Raw genomic sequence first — 16448 nt, forward strand, 5'->3', positions numbered from 1 at the left:
AACACTTTTGAGCATTAATGAAATTATTATTTATTTAATGGTTATCTTTATGATTTTAGGAGCTATTGACAAAATTATCGGTAACAAATTTGGCTTAGGTGCACAATTTGAAGAAGGTATTATGGCAATGGGTTCACTAACACTAGCAATGGTCGGGATTATTACGTTAGCACCAGTTTTAGCGAAAATTTTAAGCCCGATTGTTGTACCAATTTATACGGCGCTTGGGGCTGACCCGGCAATGTTTGCAACAACTTTACTTGCGAATGACATGGGTGGTTTTGCGCTAGCTCAAGAACTTGCGCTAACTCCTGATGCTGGTCTTTTTGCGGGAGCAATTTTAGGTTCGATGATGGGACCAACAATCGTTTTCACAATTCCAGTAGCACTAGGAATTATTAAAAAAGAAGATCACAAATATTTAGCAACTGGTGTATTATCCGGTATTATTACTATTCCAATCGGTTGTTTAATCGGTGGACTTGTAGCTGGATTCTCTCCAATCATGATTTTCAAAAACTTAGTACCAATTATTCTTGTAGCTGCTCTAATTATGTTAGGTCTTTGGTTCAAACCAGAAGGCATGATTAAAGGTTTCACTATTTTCGGTAAAGGCGTAGTAATTGTTGCTACTATCGGACTTGTTGCTGGAGCTGTTCAACAATTAACTGGTTTAACTATTATTCCAGGAATTGCACCAATCGGCGAAGGTATTGAAATCGTTGGTGGTATTGCACTAGTTCTTGCAGGAGCTTTCTGTTTAGTATTCGTTATTACGAAACTTTTCAACAAGCCTCTTATGAAAATGGGTAAATTACTTGGTATGAATGAAGTTGCGGCAGCTGGTATGGTTGCTACACTTGCAAACAGTATCCCAATGTTACAAATGCTAAAAGATATGGATGAGCGCGGTAAAATTATTAACGTTGCTTTTGCAGTATCTGCGGCCTTTGTTTTAGGTGATCATCTAGGCTTTACAGCTGGTGTTGCTAAAGATATGATCTTCCCAATGATCGTCGGGAAATTAGTCGGAGGGGTAACTGCTGTTGGTGTTGGTATCTACATGGCTAACCGAATGATGAAAAAAAATAAAACAAAAGAACAAACGGCGGTGAAAGATAATGGCTGATATTAGTAAAGAGTTAATCGAACAACTAGTAAAACAAGTTATCATTGAAAAAATGGGCCAAAGTTCCAAACACGTTGATCCAAGTGGTATTTTATCGATTAAACTTCCTGTTGTGAAAGTTTCAGAAGAAGATCGTTTAGATACAGGTAACCCGAGCGATGTTGTTTATACAAAAGACTTAGTAACACTAGAAGAAAGTAAACGTCTAGGTTTCGGTCTAATGGAAATGAAAGATACAACATTCGATTGGTTCTTGGATTATGATGAAGTGGACTACGTTATCGAAGGCAGACTAGATGTTGTCATTGATGGCAGAACCGTTTCAGCTGGACCAGGAGAAATTATTTTCATTCCTAAAGGTAGCCAAATCAAGTTTTCCGTTACTGGTGAAGCAAGATTTGTTTATGTTACTTATCCGGCTGATTGGCAGTCACAATAAAAATAAAAAAATGATTTCAGCTTAACGGCTGAAATCATTTTTTTTATTTTAAGGAATCGCGATATTCTTTCGGAGTCATATCGAATTCTTTTTTAAAGACTTTGCAAAAGTAGCTGGCTCTTGAGAAACCTAAGTTCTTGGCAATCGTATGCACCGCCCAGTCGCTTTTTTCTAATTGTTCTTTTGCATAGAGCATTTTTTGTTCGTTGACGTAATTGATAAAATTGATATTCAATTCATTTTTAAATAATTTACTTAAATAAAAGGGGCTTAAATAAACATAATTTGCGACTTCTTCTAAAGTAATCGAGCGATGAATGTTCTTTTTAATGTAGCGAATCGCTTGTTTGATTTCTTTATGCTCGCCGCCAGATTTACTTGAATTAACACTCTCTTTTTTAGGTTGTTTTTGTTTTTCATGCGCCGAGTAATAATCACTTAGAACGTCTAACACTTCAACAGTTTCAAGCGAATGAAGTAGGGCGGAGTGATCTGGATTTTTCTTGTTAAAGTCTTCATGAATTTGTTGCGTAAATTGATTTTCAACTTGACCAGTCATGAGTGGTTGAATATTGACAACTTTTTCTTTCTCCAAATGCAATTCCTCCTCCTTTTCGGCTCGCACTAATTATACCATAAAATCGCTTTAAATAACGTTTAATCCTGTATTTTAAATAGAACAATAAATTCTTTTTTATAACAAAATATTGTCATTTTCTTATCGTGGAAAATAGAAATTGAGAAAAAGTTCACACTGGTGGCTATTTTTGCCGGGTAAAACAGAAAAAATCGGTTTGTAAAAGCTTGCACTATTTTGCTTTCGGTGCTCTGAGTGACCTTGTACCAGTGGTTTAACAGGGATATAATGAAATGGAAATAACGCTTTCATGAGAGGGTGATCTTTTCAATTGAAGATTCAAAAATTAGTCTTATGTGCGATGTTGATTGCGATGTGTGTAATTGGCGCGAACATAAAATTAATGGGTTCTGTTGCATTTGACGCAGCTCCAGCTTTTATTGGAACTTTGCTGCTTGGTCCGATGTACGGCGCAGTGCTTGGGATTTTCGGTCATTTAACATCAGCATTACTGGCGGGTTTTCCGCTCACACTACCGATTCATTTGATTGTCGCTGGAATGATGGGCGTAACAATGATAGCTTACGGGTTTACACGCCAAAAACTGGCAGAAAAAAATCCACTAGTAGCTATTAGTGTATCGAGTGTTGTCGCTTTTGTTTTTAATTGCCCATTATCATTACTTGCACTTTATCCATTAATGCATCAAGCGGTGTTTGTTTTATTCCCAGTTCTTGCAGTGGGAACGATTTGCAACATTTTAGTCGCAGAAATCGTTTACCAAGTATTACCAGAACGCTGGAAAAGACGAATTGCCGGGTACTAAACAACTAAATAGGTGAATATATTAATCCGGGAAAGAGGTGAAAATCCTCTACAGGCCCTAGCTACTGTAATACGGACGAAAGCCAAACATATGTCACTGGAAGTAATTCCGGGAAGACTGGTGAGTAGGATGATGTTAAGTCAGGAGACCGCTTTTATATTCGATATCCAAAAACAACTTCTAAGGGAGCGAGTTGTCTTGATTAAGTAGATTTTCACGATGGGGAAGTTTCTTTGTGCTACAAGGAAATAGCTTATTTGCGTAAATCTCAAAAAGACGCCAAAGTTCTGTTTGGTGTCTTTTTTTATGGCTAAATTTGAAAGGTGAAAAGAGATGAACAAAATCTTAATTGCGGCTGCATCAAGTGGAGCTGGCAAAACAACAGTCACGCTTGGAATTATGCATGCACTGAGAAAAAGAGGCTTACGGGTTCAACCGTTCAAAGTAGGGCCAGATTACATTGACACCAATTATCATCAGGCGATAACAGGTGTTGCATCGATTAATTTAGATAGTTTCCTGATTGATGATGATGCTATGCTCGCTGCTCTTTTTCAAAAGCACGGGGAATCGGCGGATATTTCGGTGATTGAGGGTGTGATGGGATTATTTGATGGGCTTGGGATTGATCGTGACAATGCGAGCACGTCCTTTATTGCCAAATGCACGAAAACGCCCGTGATTTTAGTCGTGGATGGTAAAGCGATTTCGACTTCCGCGGCAGCAATTGTGGATGGTTTTAATCGTTTTGATCCGGAGCTGAAAATTGCTGGTGTGATTATTAATCGAGTTGCTTCTGAAAACCATTTTTCCTTAATTAAAGGGGCGATTGAGCGTTATACGGATGTGCCGGTACTAGGCTACTTACCGAAAAACGTGGCGGTTGCACTTCCAGAACGGCATCTTGGTTTAGTACCACAAGAAGAAATGACGGAATTAGAAACAAAATGGGAGTTACTTGGTGATTTGATTGCCGAACATGTTGATTTGGAACGATTGTTGGAAATAAGCAAGTCTAGTGAAGATTTGGTCGGAGAGTCACTTGATATCGCGCTGCCGGACTTTAGTGGACTTCGGGTTGCTTATGCGCTCGATGCAGCATTTCATTTTTATTATCAAGATAACTTAGAACTGATTCGTTCGACTGGGGCAACGCTGATTCCGTTTAGCCCACTGGAAGATAAGGAAGTTCCAAAAGCGGATTTCATCTATATTGGCGGCGGGTTTCCGGAGGTGTTTGCGGAGCGGCTCGCACGTAACAAAAGCATGAGGAAATCGATTTTGGCTGCGCATGAAAGATGCGTTCCAATTTATGCGGAGTGTGGCGGGTTGATGTATCTTGGTTCGCATTTGGAAATGGACGATGCCCAATATGAAATGGTCGGTATTTTTTCTGGGATAAGTAAGATGACGACGCGACTTCGGAAGTTTGGTTACTGTACCGCGACACCAAGCACAGACACGTTGATTGGCAAAAAAGGCTCCGCAATTCGGGGTCATGAATTCCATCATTCGATTTTTGAAACGACCGAAACACCTTGTCTAGAGCTTTCGAAAAAACGAGACGGCGAAATAGTGAAAGAATGGCTTGGCGGCTATCAAAAGGGGAATACGTTTGCGAGTTATTTGCACATTCATTTCTATCAAAATCCAGCAATCCTAGTTCAGATGTTTAGGAGTGCGCAGCGATGACATTACTATTTTATACGGCATCCTTTCTTTTAGATTGCTTGCTAGGTGACCCATACAGCTGGCCGCATCCAATCAAAGCAATCGGAAATTGGATTCAATTTTTAACGAACGTTTTACGGAAACTTTTTCATGCGAAGGCATTATATTTTGCTGGTGGATTATTATTCGTTCTAACGGTTGGTATGACAGGCTTTGTTTCATGGTTAATTCTTTACCTTAGTGCAAAAATTGCTTTCTGGCTTTACGCAGCTGTTTTCATATACTTGGCTTATACAACACTTGCGATGACTTGTCTTGCAAAAGAAGCGCGGAAAATAGAGCGGACACTAGCTGACGGGGATTTGGCGGCGGCTAGAGTGCAAGTTGGGATGATTGTTGGGCGCGACACAGATAAGCTATCGGCAGAACAAATTAGCAAAGCAACGATTGAAACTGTAGCCGAAAACACGGCAGACGGTGTAATTGCACCACTTTTTTACTTGTTCATCGGCGGACCAGTGCTTGCTTTAATGTATAAGGCGGTCAATACGCTGGATTCAATGGTCGGTTATAAAAATGAAAAATATCGCGCGATTGGTTTTGTTTCCGCGAAAATGGATGATATTGCCAATTTTATTCCAGCAAGACTATCTTGGTTATTCCTCGTTATTGCGAGTTTTATTTTAAGGTATGATGGGCGCGCAGCTTGGGTGATAGGACTTCGGGACCGGAAAAATCATACGAGTCCCAACTGTGCTTATCCAGAAGGTGCGGTTGCGGGGGCACTTGGTATCACGCTTGGTGGCACGCACGAATACTTTGGTGAAACAGTAGTTAAACCAACTATCGGCAGCGGCACCAAACCAGTGACACAAACAGAAATTAGCCAAACAATTCACTTATTATATGCGGCATCAACAATTGCATTTATCGTTTTTGCAAGTATATATCTAATACTATTTTAAAGGAGTGGCACAATGAATTACATTAAAAATCCAGCCAAAATTGAAGAGAAAAGCTTTGAAATTATTCAACAAATTATTGATGATATTCGTCCAGACTACACGTTTCAAAACAAACTAGAGGAAGCGATTATCAAACGTGCGATACATACGACAGCGGATTTTGATTACTTGGATAGCCTTGTTTTTCAACAAGACGCGATTGCGAAAATCATTCATGTTCTTCAAAATAAAGGAACGATTTTCACCGATACTAATATGGCGCTTAGTGGTATTAATAAACGACTTTTAGATGAATTAGGTTGTCAGTATCATTGTTATGTAAGTGATCCGGAAACAATGGAAATTGCGAAACAACACGGTATTACGCGGTCAATGGCCGGAATTAAGCTTGCTTCTTTAAAAGACGGACCGAAATTGTTTGTCTTAGGAAATGCGCCGACAGCGGTGTATAAAATTATCGAAATGACGGAAAGTGGCGAGTTACAAGCGGATGCAGTTGTCGCAGTTCCTGTTGGCTTTGTCGGTGCTGCTGAATGCAAAGAAGAAATTCTTGAAACAGATATTCCAGCAATTGTGGCACGTGGTAGAAAAGGTGGTAGTAACCTTGCTGCGGCGATCATTAATGCTATCTTGATTACGATGTAAAGAAGGCGACAACTGATGGAAGATTTTATTTATTATAATGGCAAAAAATATCGCAAAGGTTATACGACTGGAACGTGTGCGGCCGCCGCGGCTAAAGCTTGTGTTGAAATGATTTTAACACAAGAAGAAGTGAGCGCGGTACAAGTAACGACGACCGGGGGAACTATCCTTGAAATTCCTGTTGCACATCAACAATTTTCCAAAAATAAAGCAACTGCCGCGGTTCAAAAAGATGGCGGGGACGATATTGATGCGACTCACGGAATGTGGATTTTTGTGGATGTGGAATTAACGGATAGCGCTGAGATTGTATTAGATGGCGGTGTTGGGATTGGACGTGCCACGCAAAAAGGAATTTCTGTTGCAGTTGGCGAAGCGGCAATTAACCCGGCACCACGGAAAAATATTTTAGCAACGGTGCGCGAATCACTTGGCGAAAATCGTGGTGCAAACATTTTAGTTTATGCTCCGGAAGGCGAAGAACGTGCGAAACGAACGATGAACAGCAACTTAGGCATCATCGGCGGGATTTCTATTCTAGGCACGACCGGAATTGTTACCCCGATGTCGGATGAAGGCTGGAAAAAATCGCTATCGATCGAACTCGAAATGAAACGTAATCAAGGGATCGACCAAATTATCCTCGTTCCCGGCAATTATGGCGATGATTTTGTCCAAAATACACTTGGTTTCTCAAGTAATAATATCGTTTCGATGAGTAATTTTGTTGGTTATATGCTAAAAGAAACGCAGCGTCTCGCTTTCAAAAAAGTACTGATGGTCGGCCATTTCGGCAAATTAGTGAAGGTTTCGGCGGGGATTTTTACGACATATAGTAAAGATGCCGATGCTCGGGCAGAAATTTTGGTTGCCAATTTGGCTTTACTCGGCGCGCCGTTACCACTTTTGCAAGAAGTGGAGCAGTGCAATACGACGGAAGCGGCGGGTGAATTAATTGAAGCAGCTGGTTACACGCAAGTTTATGACGTTATCGCACAAAAAATTAAAACGAGATCAGAGCGCTTTTTGAAATTCACGAAACCAAGCGTGGAAATTGATGTTGTCACTTTTTCGACCGAGCGCGGTTTACTTGCTGCAACGAAAGACATCGACGTACTACGGGAGGAATGGCGATGATTACGGTAGTCGGAATTGGTCCAGGCGATACAAAACTATTAATCAATGAAGCAAAAGTGACGATAAGCAAGGCGGATACGGTATATGGCTCAACCAGACAATTACAAGAAATTGCCGAATTAACGACTGCAACACCCATGCTTTTACCAAAAAAACTAGCAGATTTAAAAAACATTCCTCATCAAAATCAAAATGTAGTGATTTTGGCATCGGGTGATCCGCTCCTTTACGGAATTGGCAACTGGGCGATGGCGAATTTTGCGAAAGATGTTCGAATTATTCCAGGTATTAGCGCCATCCAAATGATGTTTCACCAAATTAAATTACCAATGAATGATTGTTTTATTACGAGCAGCCATGGTAAAACGCCAAACTTTGATTTTTTATTGCAACATGAAAAAGTCGCAATGGTGACCGATACGATTATTGGACCATACGAAATTGCTGCTGAAATCTTAAAGCGAAACCTCCAAAAAATCATTTTTATAGGTGAAAATTTAAGCTCCAAAGAAGAACGAATCCACAAATTAAAGCCCGAAGATGTGGCAAAAAAATACGATATGAATGTAGTGGTGATTATAGATGAAGGATGAAGTATTTATTCGCGGCAAAGTACCAATGACAAAAGCGGAAGTACGAGCGGCGAGCATTGATTTGCTCGGTTTAGATGCTAGCTGTCGAAAATTCCTAGATGTCGGAGCTGGGACGGGGAGTGTAGGCCTTCAAGTAGCTTGTCAGTTCCCAGAAATCAAGGTCACTGCAATTGAGCGAAACCCGGATGCGGTCGATTTGATCAAACAAAACCAAGCCAAGTTTGGATTAGAGAATGTGGCAGTTATAGAAGCTTATGCGCCGATTGAATTAGCAGAAAACGATACATTTGACGCCATTTTCATTGGTGGAAGTGGTGGGAATTTAACCGATATTATTGATTGGTCACTGGCACAAATGAATCCGGGCGGCCGTTTAGTTCTTAATTTTATTTTGTTAGAAAATGCGTTAACCGCAATGAACCATTTAGAAAAATTAGCCGTGAGTGAATTAACGATGAAACAAATTCAAGTTTCGAGCTGGCATAAACTTGGCGCGGGGCATTACTTTGAACCACAAAACCCAACCATCATTATTGGCTGTAAAAAATTAGAGGAGTGAAGAAAATGGCAGAAGTACATTTCGTCGGAGCAGGACCTGGAGATAAAGAATTAATCACACTAAAAGGATATCAACTTTTAAAAGAGGCGGATGTAGTTATTTACGCTGGATCACTCGTGAATCCGGAGTTGCTGGAATATTGTAAAGCTGACTGTGAAATCCATAATAGCGCGAGTATGAACTTAATCGAAATTATTGACTGTATGGAAGCAGGTGTAACAGCTGGGAAAGAAGTTGTTCGTTTGCAAACGGGAGACTTTTCTATTTATGGTTCCATCCGCGAACAAGTCGAGGAAATGAAAAAACGCTCAATTCCATTTACATGTACACCTGGAGTAAGTTCATTCCTTGGTGCAGCGAGTAGTTTTGGCGTCGAATATACGGTTCCAGAAGTAAGCCAAAGTGTGATTATTACGCGAATGGCTGGCCGAACTCCAGTACCATCACGCGAATCGCTTAGATCATACGCAGCGCACCAAACTTCGATGGTTATTTTCTTATCCGTTCAAGGTATTAGAAAAGTCGTTTCAGAATTAATCAAAGGTGGCTATAAACCAGAAACACCAGCTGCGGTTATTTATAAAGCGACTTGGGCAGAAGAAAAGAAAGTAACTGGTACGCTAGAAGACATCGCGGAAAAAGTGACAGAAGCAGGAATTACGAAAACCGCACTTATTATGGTCGGCGATTTCCTTGGAGAAGAATTTTATTATTCCAAGCTATATGACAAGGATTTCAAACATGAGTACAGATAAAATTGCCATTATTGCTGTCACCGAACGTGGGCGTGATTTAGCAATAACGTTAGCAGAAACAGTAGCTGCAACGATTTTCGTTCCAGAAAAACATCACAATGCACACACACAAATCTTAACGCCAAATTTTGGAACAGGTCTGCGGACGATTTTCACGGAATATCAAGCGTTAATTTGCATTATGGCGACAGGAATTGCGGTTCGGACGCTGGCGCCAGTCATTGAAGATAAACTTTCAGATCCGGCAGTACTCGTCATGGATGAATATGGTCAATTTATCATTAGTTTACTTTCCGGTCATGTTGGTGGAGCGAATGCGTTAACGGAGCAAATTGCTGAACTAACAGGTGGCGCAGCAGTTATTACAACCGCAACCGATCGGGCCAATGTGGCGGCGATTGATAATATCGCTAAACAATTAGACGGTTACTTGCCCGATTTTAAAGCAACAACGAAGCGTATCAATGGCTTACTAGCAGCAGGAAAAGAAGTCGGTTTGCACGTAGATGAACCGTTTGAAGTTGATACGCGAGGTTTTACTTACAAAGAAGTGAGTCCGCAAATTTTCATATCAACTAAAAATAATTTACCAACCGCAAAACTAGAACGAATCCAGCTAGTACCAAGACAATTTATTCTTGGAGTCGGTTGCAGAAAAGGTATTTCGGTGGAAACAATTGATGCCGCCTTTAGACATTTTTGTGAACAAGAAAACATACACCCACGAGCATTTCGTGCGATTCATAGCATTACACTCAAAGCCGAAGAACCAGCAATTCTACATTTAGCGGAAAAATGGGGCATTGAGTTTATCGTCCATTCAGCGGAAGAATTGCAAACAGTGGCTGAAAAATACCCAACATCCGCATTCGTTCAAAAAACCGTGCAAGTAGGAAATGTCGCCTTATCAGCAGCTGATATTGGCAGTAATGGAAACGTGATTACAAGCCGATTTGCCGAAAATGGTGTGACATTCGCAGCTGGAAAACTAACTAAAAATAGTGAGGTGGCAAAATGATTTATGTAATCGGAATTGGCCCAGGAGATAAACGATTAATGACAGGTGAAGCGCTGCAAGCAATAGAAGATGCAGACGTTATCGTTGGTTATGTCACCTATATCAAACTAATCAAAGAGCTAATTAAAGATAAAGAAGTAGTGAAAACGGGCATGCGACGCGAAATCGACCGCTGCCAAGAAGCCGTAAATATCGCATTAATAGGCAAAAAAGTGGCTGTCGTTTCCAGTGGTGATGCTGGGATTTATGGCATGGCTGGCTTAGTTTTAGAACTAGCTGAAAAAAGCGACCCCAATTTAGAAGTTAAAGTAATCCCAGGAATTACCGCGAGTATTGGAGCTGCTGCAGTTCTTGGCGCACCAATCATGCACGATTTTTGCCATATTAGTTTAAGTGATTTAATGACACCGTGGGAAGTAATCGAAAAACGTTTAACTCATGCCGCGATGGCCGACTTTGTTGTTTGTTTTTACAATCCAAGAAGTAAAGGCCGCGCCAACCATTTAGCGAACGCTTTTCAAAAGATGATGGAGCACAAATCAGGAGATACGGTTGTTGGTATCGTCAAAGATGTTGGTCGAAAAGAAGAGCGGAAAATCATTACTACGATGCAAGATATCGACTATGAGTTAGTGGATATGACAACGATGGTCATTGTAGGAAATAAAGAAACATACGTAAAAAATGGCAAAATGATTACACCTCGAGGCTACTCACTATGATTTTCGTGCTCGGAGGAACTTCGGATAGCTTGTTAATTAGCGACTGGCTAACTGAAACAAAACTTGCCTTTATTCTTTCAGTCGCAACAGATTACGGGGAAACATTGGCCAAGCAGCACGCCGAAACTGTATTTTGTGGCAGATTATCGAAAGAAGAAATGCTCGAGAAATGGCACGCTAAAAATGTTGACCTCGTTATTGATGCAACCCATCCATTTGCGACAATCGTTTCTGAAACAGCGATGGAGGCTTGTAAGGAAGCGAACATTCCTTATGTTCGGTTCGAACGCACGAGCGAACAAACAGATAATACGTATTTGGTAGCGGATATCAATGAAGCATGTACAGTAGCGGCTAAACTTGGTCAGCGGATTTTCCTGACAACCGGCAGCAAAAATTTACCCGAATTTGTGGCTGGCTTGAAGGAGAAGCACATTATCGCGCGCATTTTGCCAGTGTCGGATGTCATTCGTTCAGCAGAAGAACTAGGACTCGTTGCCGACCAAATCATCGGCATGAAAGGACCATTCACGAAAGAAGCGAACCGAACACAGCTAGAAATGACTGGGGCTGATGTGTTAATAACTAAAGAAAGTGGCAAACAAGGCGGCTTTCAAGAAAAACTTACAGCAGCTGCAGAACTAAATATTCCTGTCATTGTCATTCGCCGCAAAAAATTAAATTATCCAATCGAAATAAATCATATAACAGAACTACCAGAAATTTTAACACAATTGGAGGTCTACTAATGGGAAAAGTCATGTTAATTGGCGCAGGTCCAGGAGATGCACAACTACTAACTGTAAAAGGATTAGCCGCACTTCAAAAGGCAGATGTTATTGTATACGACCGTCTCGTTGAACCGGCGATGCTCCAAGAACGAAAAGCTAGCTGTAAACTAATTTATGTGGGAAAAGAACCTTTACATCATCCAATTCCCCAAGATGAAATCGAGCAAATTCTTGTAAGAGAAGCCGCAACGAATGAACTAGTTGTACGTTTAAAAGCAGGCGATCCTTATGTGTTTGGGCGCGGCGGGGAAGAAGGAGAGACGCTTTATAAAGCAGGAATTCCGTTTGAAGTTATTCCGGGAATCACATCTGCAATTGGCGGACTTGCTTACGCGGGAATTCCAGTGACACATCGTGATTTTGCTTCAAGTTTTCACGTGATTACTGGTCATTTGAAAAAAGGACGCGACCCGCTAGATTGGGAAGCACTTGCGCGACTTGAAGGAACGCTCGTTTTCCTGATGGGAATGACAAATTTGCCTAATATTTGCGCGAATCTACTTGGAAATGGTCGTAAAGCAGAAACGGGTGTTGCGATTGTACAATGGGCATCGCGCGGCAAACAATTAACGGTTACGGGAAACTTACAAACAATCGAGCAAAAAGTAGCAGAATCCGGTATTTCCTCCCCAGCGCTTATCGTGGTTGGCGATGTGGTGAGCTTACGGCCGCAGCTGAACTTTTTTGAAGAAATGCCTCTTTTCCATACAAAAGTATTACTTCCAAGAGCACGTGCTGGAAAAAGTATGCTCGCGGAACAAATTCGCGATTTAGGCGGAGAAGTAACGATGTATCCAAATATTCAAGTCTTGGATGTTGCACCAACGAAAACAAAAGCAGAACTTGCTGAAGTAAGCGAACTTCTTTTCACATCCAAAGAAGCTGTAGAACGATTTTTCGGCTATTTAACAGCACTAGATTTAGATATTCGCTCTTTAAAAAATACCCATCTTACAGCAATCGGCAAGCAAACAAAAGAAGCATTTAGCGAAAAAGGAATTATCCCAGATAGCTTCATTAAAAGACGGAGCACGGAATTGATTTTAGAGCATCTAGCGCGATTCCAAAACAATGCGAGCAACTTGATTATCGGGAGCGTGGTTGATACAGCGGAAGTTAGCGCGATTTTATCCGAAGTGGAAGCACTCGAAATGATGCCGCTATACGATATGCGCCCAGTGACCGAGCGCCCATTTGATCTCGAAAGCTTTGAACAAGTGTGCTTCTCTAGCTCGCGTTCCGTCCAAAATTTACTTGATGTTTTAACAGCTGAAGAAAAAGCCATTTTACAAACGAAAACAATCCTTTCCATTGGAAGATTCACAAGCGCAACCTTGCAATCATTCGGCATTAACGATTTTACAGAAGCCGAAAGTGCCACACCTGAGAGCTTAATCGAACTAATCCAAAAAACAAAATTAGAAGGAGTACCACAATGAAAAAAGCCATTTTAGTCGTTAGTTTTGGTACTAGTTATCCAGAAACAAGAGAAAAAACCATTGAAGCATGCGAAAAACGTGTAGCTCAAGAATTTCCTGACTACACGGTATTCCGCGCCTTTACATCTAATAAAATTATTAAAAAACTAAAAACACGTGACAACATGCATATCAACACGCCAAGTCAAGCGTTAAACCAACTAAAAGAATTAGGCTATAAGGAAGTCATTATTCAATCACTACATATTATTAGCGGTGGTGAATTTGAAAAAATCACGGCCCAAGTGGAAAGATTTAAACCGGATTTTGATTCCATCATCGTTAGCCAACCACTGCTTGATTCTAAGGAAGATTACGAAAAAGCCATCGAAGCTATCCGCCATCAAATGCCTCCTTTGAAAGAACAAGAAGCATTAATCCTTATGGGGCATGGCTCAAAACACCATGCATTCAGCGCCTATGCTTGCCTTGACCATATGCTTTTAAACGAACCAATCTATCTTTGTGCAGTAGAAAGTTATCCCGGTCTGGATCAAGTGATTGAACGATTGCAACAAGCAGAAATCAAAAAAGCACATTTAATGCCATTTATGCTTGTAGCAGGCGATCATGCCACCAACGATATGGCCTCTGATGACGATGATTCTTGGAAAAGTACGTTAGAACAAGCTGGCATAAAAACCGAATGTCATTTGCAAGGATTAGGCGAGAACGAATTCATCCAAGCCCAATTTATCGACCACATCCACACGGCAATAGAAAGGGTGAAAGCACGTGGCTAAATTTTACGGCATTGGCACAGGCCCCGGTGACAGCAAACTAGTCACAATGGAAGCGGCAGAACGACTTGGGAAATTAGCCATTCTCTACACTCCCCAACCGAAAAAAGGTGGCGAAAGCTTAGCTAAGAAAATCGTCAGCCCATATTTAAAAGATACGCTAATCATCAAAGAACGCCATTTTCCAATGAGTTACAACAAAGAAGAAAAGATGCTGGCATGGAAAGAAATTGCGGAAGAAATCAAAATAGACGTTCAAAACGGAAACGATGTTGGTTTCATCACACTAGGCGACCCAATGGTTTACAGCACATATAGCTATTTACTAGAACTGTTAAAAGGCGAAATTGAAACAGTTACGCTAGCGGGTATTTCTTCCTTTTCGAATATCGCTTCCAAAATTGAATTACCACTCGTGATGGACGAGGAAAGTTTTGCCGTTATCCCGGTCACAGCAGGCGCTGAAAAAATCGAACAAGCGCTCATGTTGTTTGATACCGTTGTCTTCATGAAAGCAGCAAGCAATTTACCCCTTCTTACGACATTACTAAAAAAACTGAATTTGCTTGATGCAGCAGTTGTAGTAAGCGACGTTGCCATGGCGACAGAAAAAATCACATACGGCATGCAAAACATAAATCCAGAAGGAAAAATGTCATACTTTACCACGATTATCGTGAAAAAAAGAAGGGAGCAATACAAATGAAAAAATTATGGAAGTTTCTACCATTTGTTTTAATCGGCGTAATTTACTTTACTTTAACCAATCCAGAATCCGCACACGCAATGCATATTATGGAGGGTTTTTTACCAGTAAAATGGGCAGTTTTTTGGCTTATTGTTTTCATTCCATTTCTTGTACTTGGTTTAATGCGTATTCGTAAATTAATTGCTCTAGATAAAAATAATAAATTACTATTAGCATTATGTGCGGCCTTTATCTTTGTTCTTTCTGCACTAAAAATTCCATCCGTGACAGGCTCTTGTTCGCATCCGACTGGTGTTGGCCTTGCGACAGTTATGTTCGGTCCGCTCGTTGTTAGTGTTCTAGGCGTGATTGTACTACTTTTCCAAGCGTTATTACTTGCTCACGGCGGGATTACAACCCTTGGTGCGAACGCAATGTCAATGGCTGTAATTGGCCCAATGGTCGGTTTTGTCGTGTATAAACTAGCTCGTAAATTAAACTGCAATAAAAGTGTTTCGATTTTCTTATGTGCGATGACAGCTGACTTAGCGACCTACTTAACCACCAGCGTTCAGCTCGGAGTCGTTTTCCCAGATCCAGCATCAGGCATGATGGCTTCTATTCTAAAATTCATGGCGATTTTCTGTGTGACTCAAGTTCCAATCGCGATTGCAGAAGGCTTGCTAACAGTAGTTATGTACAATCTTATTAGCAAAAATTTACCAGAAAAGGTGGCACAATTACGATGAAAAAAATAAATATTAATGTCATTTTAATTCTATTAGTTGTTTTGTTAATGGTGAGTCCGTTTTTCTTCAATAAAACAGGGGAGTATGGCGGTTCTGACGGGGAAGCCGAAGCAGAAATTACTAAAATTGACCCAAGCTATGAACCATGGTTTGAACCACTTTATGAACCAAAAAGTGGCGAAATTGAAAGTTTATTATTTACACTGCAAGGCTGTATCGGAACAGGAATTATCGCTTATGTCATTGGTGTGAGTCGTGGCAAGCGGAAAGCTGAGACCGATGTTAACCATTGATAAATATGCGTATCAAAACCGGTGGATTGCGTTTTCACCATCAGCAAAAGCTTTATTTTATGTCGCAATTCTCATAGTCGCGTTAACCGGCCCCGTGCTCGTCCAAGCCATCCTATTCTTGTGCATGGTGCCACTAACGCTCTATGTCGTAAAAATTCATTTTAAACAATATTTGAAATGGCTCCTTTTACCATTTTCATTTCTACTTTTTAGTTTACTATCGATTCTTATTTCGATTTCCAAAGATCCAAGTAGTTTTCTCGCTTCGATTTCGCTTGGCAGTTTTTATCTCGGGATTTCTGATGTGACGATTACGACGGCGACCCAAGTTTTTTTCCGAAGTATCGCTTGCTTAGCCGCAACATACTTTTTCGTCCTAACCGTTCCCGTGGTACAATTAACAAGAGTAATGAAGCGAATTTTTATCCCCAAAGTGCTCATTGAACTAACGATTTTAATTTACCGTTTTATCTTTATTTTCTTAGAAGAAGCAGCGGCGATTCGAAAAGCACAGAGCCTTCGCTTTGGTTATCACGGCATAAAAAATAGTTATTGTTCATTTGGAATGCTCGTAAATACTTTATTTAATCGTGTAATGAAAAGATATAATGAAATGGTTGTAACACTTGATGTGAAGCTATATCAAGGAGAATTTCATATCTAGGAGGAAGCC

At 40.6% G+C, this 16448-nt stretch carries 20 protein-coding genes and 1 riboswitch; of the genes, 19 read left to right on the top strand and 1 reads right to left on the bottom strand.

Annotation, left to right across the window (positions count from 1 at the left end; all coding sequences use genetic code 11):
• The first annotated feature begins 7 nt into the window (after positions 1–7).
• Positions 8–1129: an ethanolamine utilization protein EutH gene (gene eutH, locus HCX62_RS04485; RefSeq protein ID WP_003736358.1), complete on the top strand. Its 1122-nt coding sequence runs from the start codon at positions 8–10 to the stop codon at positions 1127–1129.
• Complete coding sequence (locus HCX62_RS04490; protein ID WP_008947550.1) at positions 1122–1568, top strand: EutQ-related cupin domain-containing protein; 447 nt, start codon at positions 1122–1124, stop codon at positions 1566–1568. Before eutH ends, HCX62_RS04490 begins: the two co-directional genes overlap by 8 nt.
• Positions 1569–1611: 43 nt before the next feature.
• Here HCX62_RS04490 and HCX62_RS04495 read toward each other — a convergent pair whose 3' ends face one another.
• On the bottom strand, positions 1612–2163 hold the full coding sequence (locus HCX62_RS04495) for a helix-turn-helix transcriptional regulator (RefSeq protein WP_185637211.1): 552 nt from the start codon (positions 2161–2163) through the stop codon (positions 1612–1614).
• A gap of 313 nt (positions 2164–2476) precedes the next feature.
• Between HCX62_RS04495 and cblT the strand changes: the two genes are divergently transcribed.
• From cblT to HCX62_RS04580, 17 genes are all read left to right on the top strand, one after another.
• Positions 2477–2971 (top strand): alpha-ribazole transporter, encoded by a 495-nt coding sequence (gene cblT, locus HCX62_RS04500; RefSeq protein WP_008947552.1) that lies wholly within the window; start codon positions 2477–2479, stop codon positions 2969–2971.
• Positions 2953–3142, top strand: a riboswitch (cobalamin riboswitch). (Overlaps the previous gene by 19 nt.)
• Positions 3143–3304: 162 nt before the next feature.
• Positions 3305–4663 (top strand): cobyrinic acid a,c-diamide synthase CobB, encoded by a 1359-nt coding sequence (locus HCX62_RS04505; protein ID WP_185637213.1) that lies wholly within the window; start codon positions 3305–3307, stop codon positions 4661–4663.
• Positions 4660–5607 carry an adenosylcobinamide-phosphate synthase CbiB gene (gene cbiB, locus HCX62_RS04510; RefSeq protein WP_185637215.1) on the top strand — a complete coding sequence of 316 codons (948 nt, stop codon included), beginning with the start codon at positions 4660–4662 and terminating at the stop codon, positions 5605–5607. Before HCX62_RS04505 ends, cbiB begins: the two co-directional genes overlap by 4 nt.
• 12 nt (positions 5608–5619) lie before the next feature.
• A complete protein-coding gene (locus HCX62_RS04515; RefSeq protein ID WP_185637217.1) occupies positions 5620–6252 on the top strand; it encodes a cobalt-precorrin-8 methylmutase in 633 nt (210 codons plus the stop codon).
• Positions 6253–6267: 15 nt separating this feature from the next.
• Positions 6268–7389, top strand: a complete 1122-nt coding sequence (cbiD, locus tag HCX62_RS04520; protein ID WP_185637219.1) for a cobalt-precorrin-5B (C(1))-methyltransferase CbiD — start codon at positions 6268–6270, stop codon at positions 7387–7389.
• Positions 7386–7982 carry a cobalt-precorrin-7 (C(5))-methyltransferase gene (locus HCX62_RS04525; RefSeq protein WP_185637221.1) on the top strand — a complete coding sequence of 199 codons (597 nt, stop codon included), beginning with the start codon at positions 7386–7388 and terminating at the stop codon, positions 7980–7982. Before cbiD ends, HCX62_RS04525 begins: the two co-directional genes overlap by 4 nt.
• Positions 7972–8541 carry a decarboxylating cobalt-precorrin-6B (C(15))-methyltransferase gene (locus tag HCX62_RS04530; protein ID WP_185637223.1) on the top strand — a complete coding sequence of 190 codons (570 nt, stop codon included), beginning with the start codon at positions 7972–7974 and terminating at the stop codon, positions 8539–8541. Before HCX62_RS04525 ends, HCX62_RS04530 begins: the two co-directional genes overlap by 11 nt.
• Positions 8542–8546: 5 nt before the next feature.
• Positions 8547–9296 carry a cobalt-precorrin-4 methyltransferase gene (locus HCX62_RS04535; protein ID WP_185637225.1) on the top strand — a complete coding sequence of 250 codons (750 nt, stop codon included), beginning with the start codon at positions 8547–8549 and terminating at the stop codon, positions 9294–9296.
• Positions 9283–10314 (top strand): cobalt-precorrin 5A hydrolase, encoded by a 1032-nt coding sequence (cbiG, locus tag HCX62_RS04540; RefSeq protein ID WP_185637227.1) that lies wholly within the window; start codon positions 9283–9285, stop codon positions 10312–10314. Before HCX62_RS04535 ends, cbiG begins: the two co-directional genes overlap by 14 nt.
• Positions 10311–11036, top strand: coding sequence for a precorrin-3B C(17)-methyltransferase (gene cobJ / locus HCX62_RS04545; RefSeq protein ID WP_185637229.1), 726 nt, complete (start codon positions 10311–10313; stop codon positions 11034–11036). The genes cbiG and cobJ overlap by 4 nt, the downstream gene beginning before the upstream one ends.
• Positions 11033–11785, top strand: a complete 753-nt coding sequence (cobK, locus tag HCX62_RS04550) for a precorrin-6A reductase (RefSeq protein ID WP_185637231.1) — start codon at positions 11033–11035, stop codon at positions 11783–11785. The genes cobJ and cobK overlap by 4 nt, the downstream gene beginning before the upstream one ends.
• Positions 11785–13266, top strand: coding sequence for a uroporphyrinogen-III C-methyltransferase (gene cobA, locus HCX62_RS04555; protein WP_185637233.1), 1482 nt, complete (start codon positions 11785–11787; stop codon positions 13264–13266). Before cobK ends, cobA begins: the two co-directional genes overlap by 1 nt.
• Complete coding sequence (locus HCX62_RS04560; protein ID WP_185637235.1) at positions 13263–14048, top strand: sirohydrochlorin cobaltochelatase; 786 nt, start codon at positions 13263–13265, stop codon at positions 14046–14048. The genes cobA and HCX62_RS04560 overlap by 4 nt, the downstream gene beginning before the upstream one ends.
• The gene (locus HCX62_RS04565; protein ID WP_185637237.1) at positions 14041–14751 is read left to right on the top strand and encodes a cobalt-factor II C(20)-methyltransferase; all 711 of its coding nucleotides are present in this window, start codon (positions 14041–14043) and stop codon (positions 14749–14751) included. The genes HCX62_RS04560 and HCX62_RS04565 overlap by 8 nt, the downstream gene beginning before the upstream one ends.
• A gap of 80 nt (positions 14752–14831) precedes the next feature.
• A complete protein-coding gene (locus HCX62_RS04570; protein ID WP_185391591.1) occupies positions 14832–15482 on the top strand; it encodes an energy-coupling factor ABC transporter permease in 651 nt (216 codons plus the stop codon).
• Positions 15479–15775 (top strand): energy-coupling factor ABC transporter substrate-binding protein, encoded by a 297-nt coding sequence (locus HCX62_RS04575; RefSeq protein ID WP_008947568.1) that lies wholly within the window; start codon positions 15479–15481, stop codon positions 15773–15775. The genes HCX62_RS04570 and HCX62_RS04575 overlap by 4 nt, the downstream gene beginning before the upstream one ends.
• Entirely contained in the window at positions 15762–16439 is a 678-nt protein-coding gene (locus tag HCX62_RS04580; protein ID WP_185637239.1) for an energy-coupling factor ABC transporter transmembrane protein, read from the top strand. Before HCX62_RS04575 ends, HCX62_RS04580 begins: the two co-directional genes overlap by 14 nt.
• Positions 16440–16448 lie beyond the last annotated feature (9 nt).

The organism is Listeria swaminathanii, from assembly GCF_014229645.1.
GTDB lineage: Bacteria > Bacillota > Bacilli > Lactobacillales > Listeriaceae > Listeria > Listeria swaminathanii.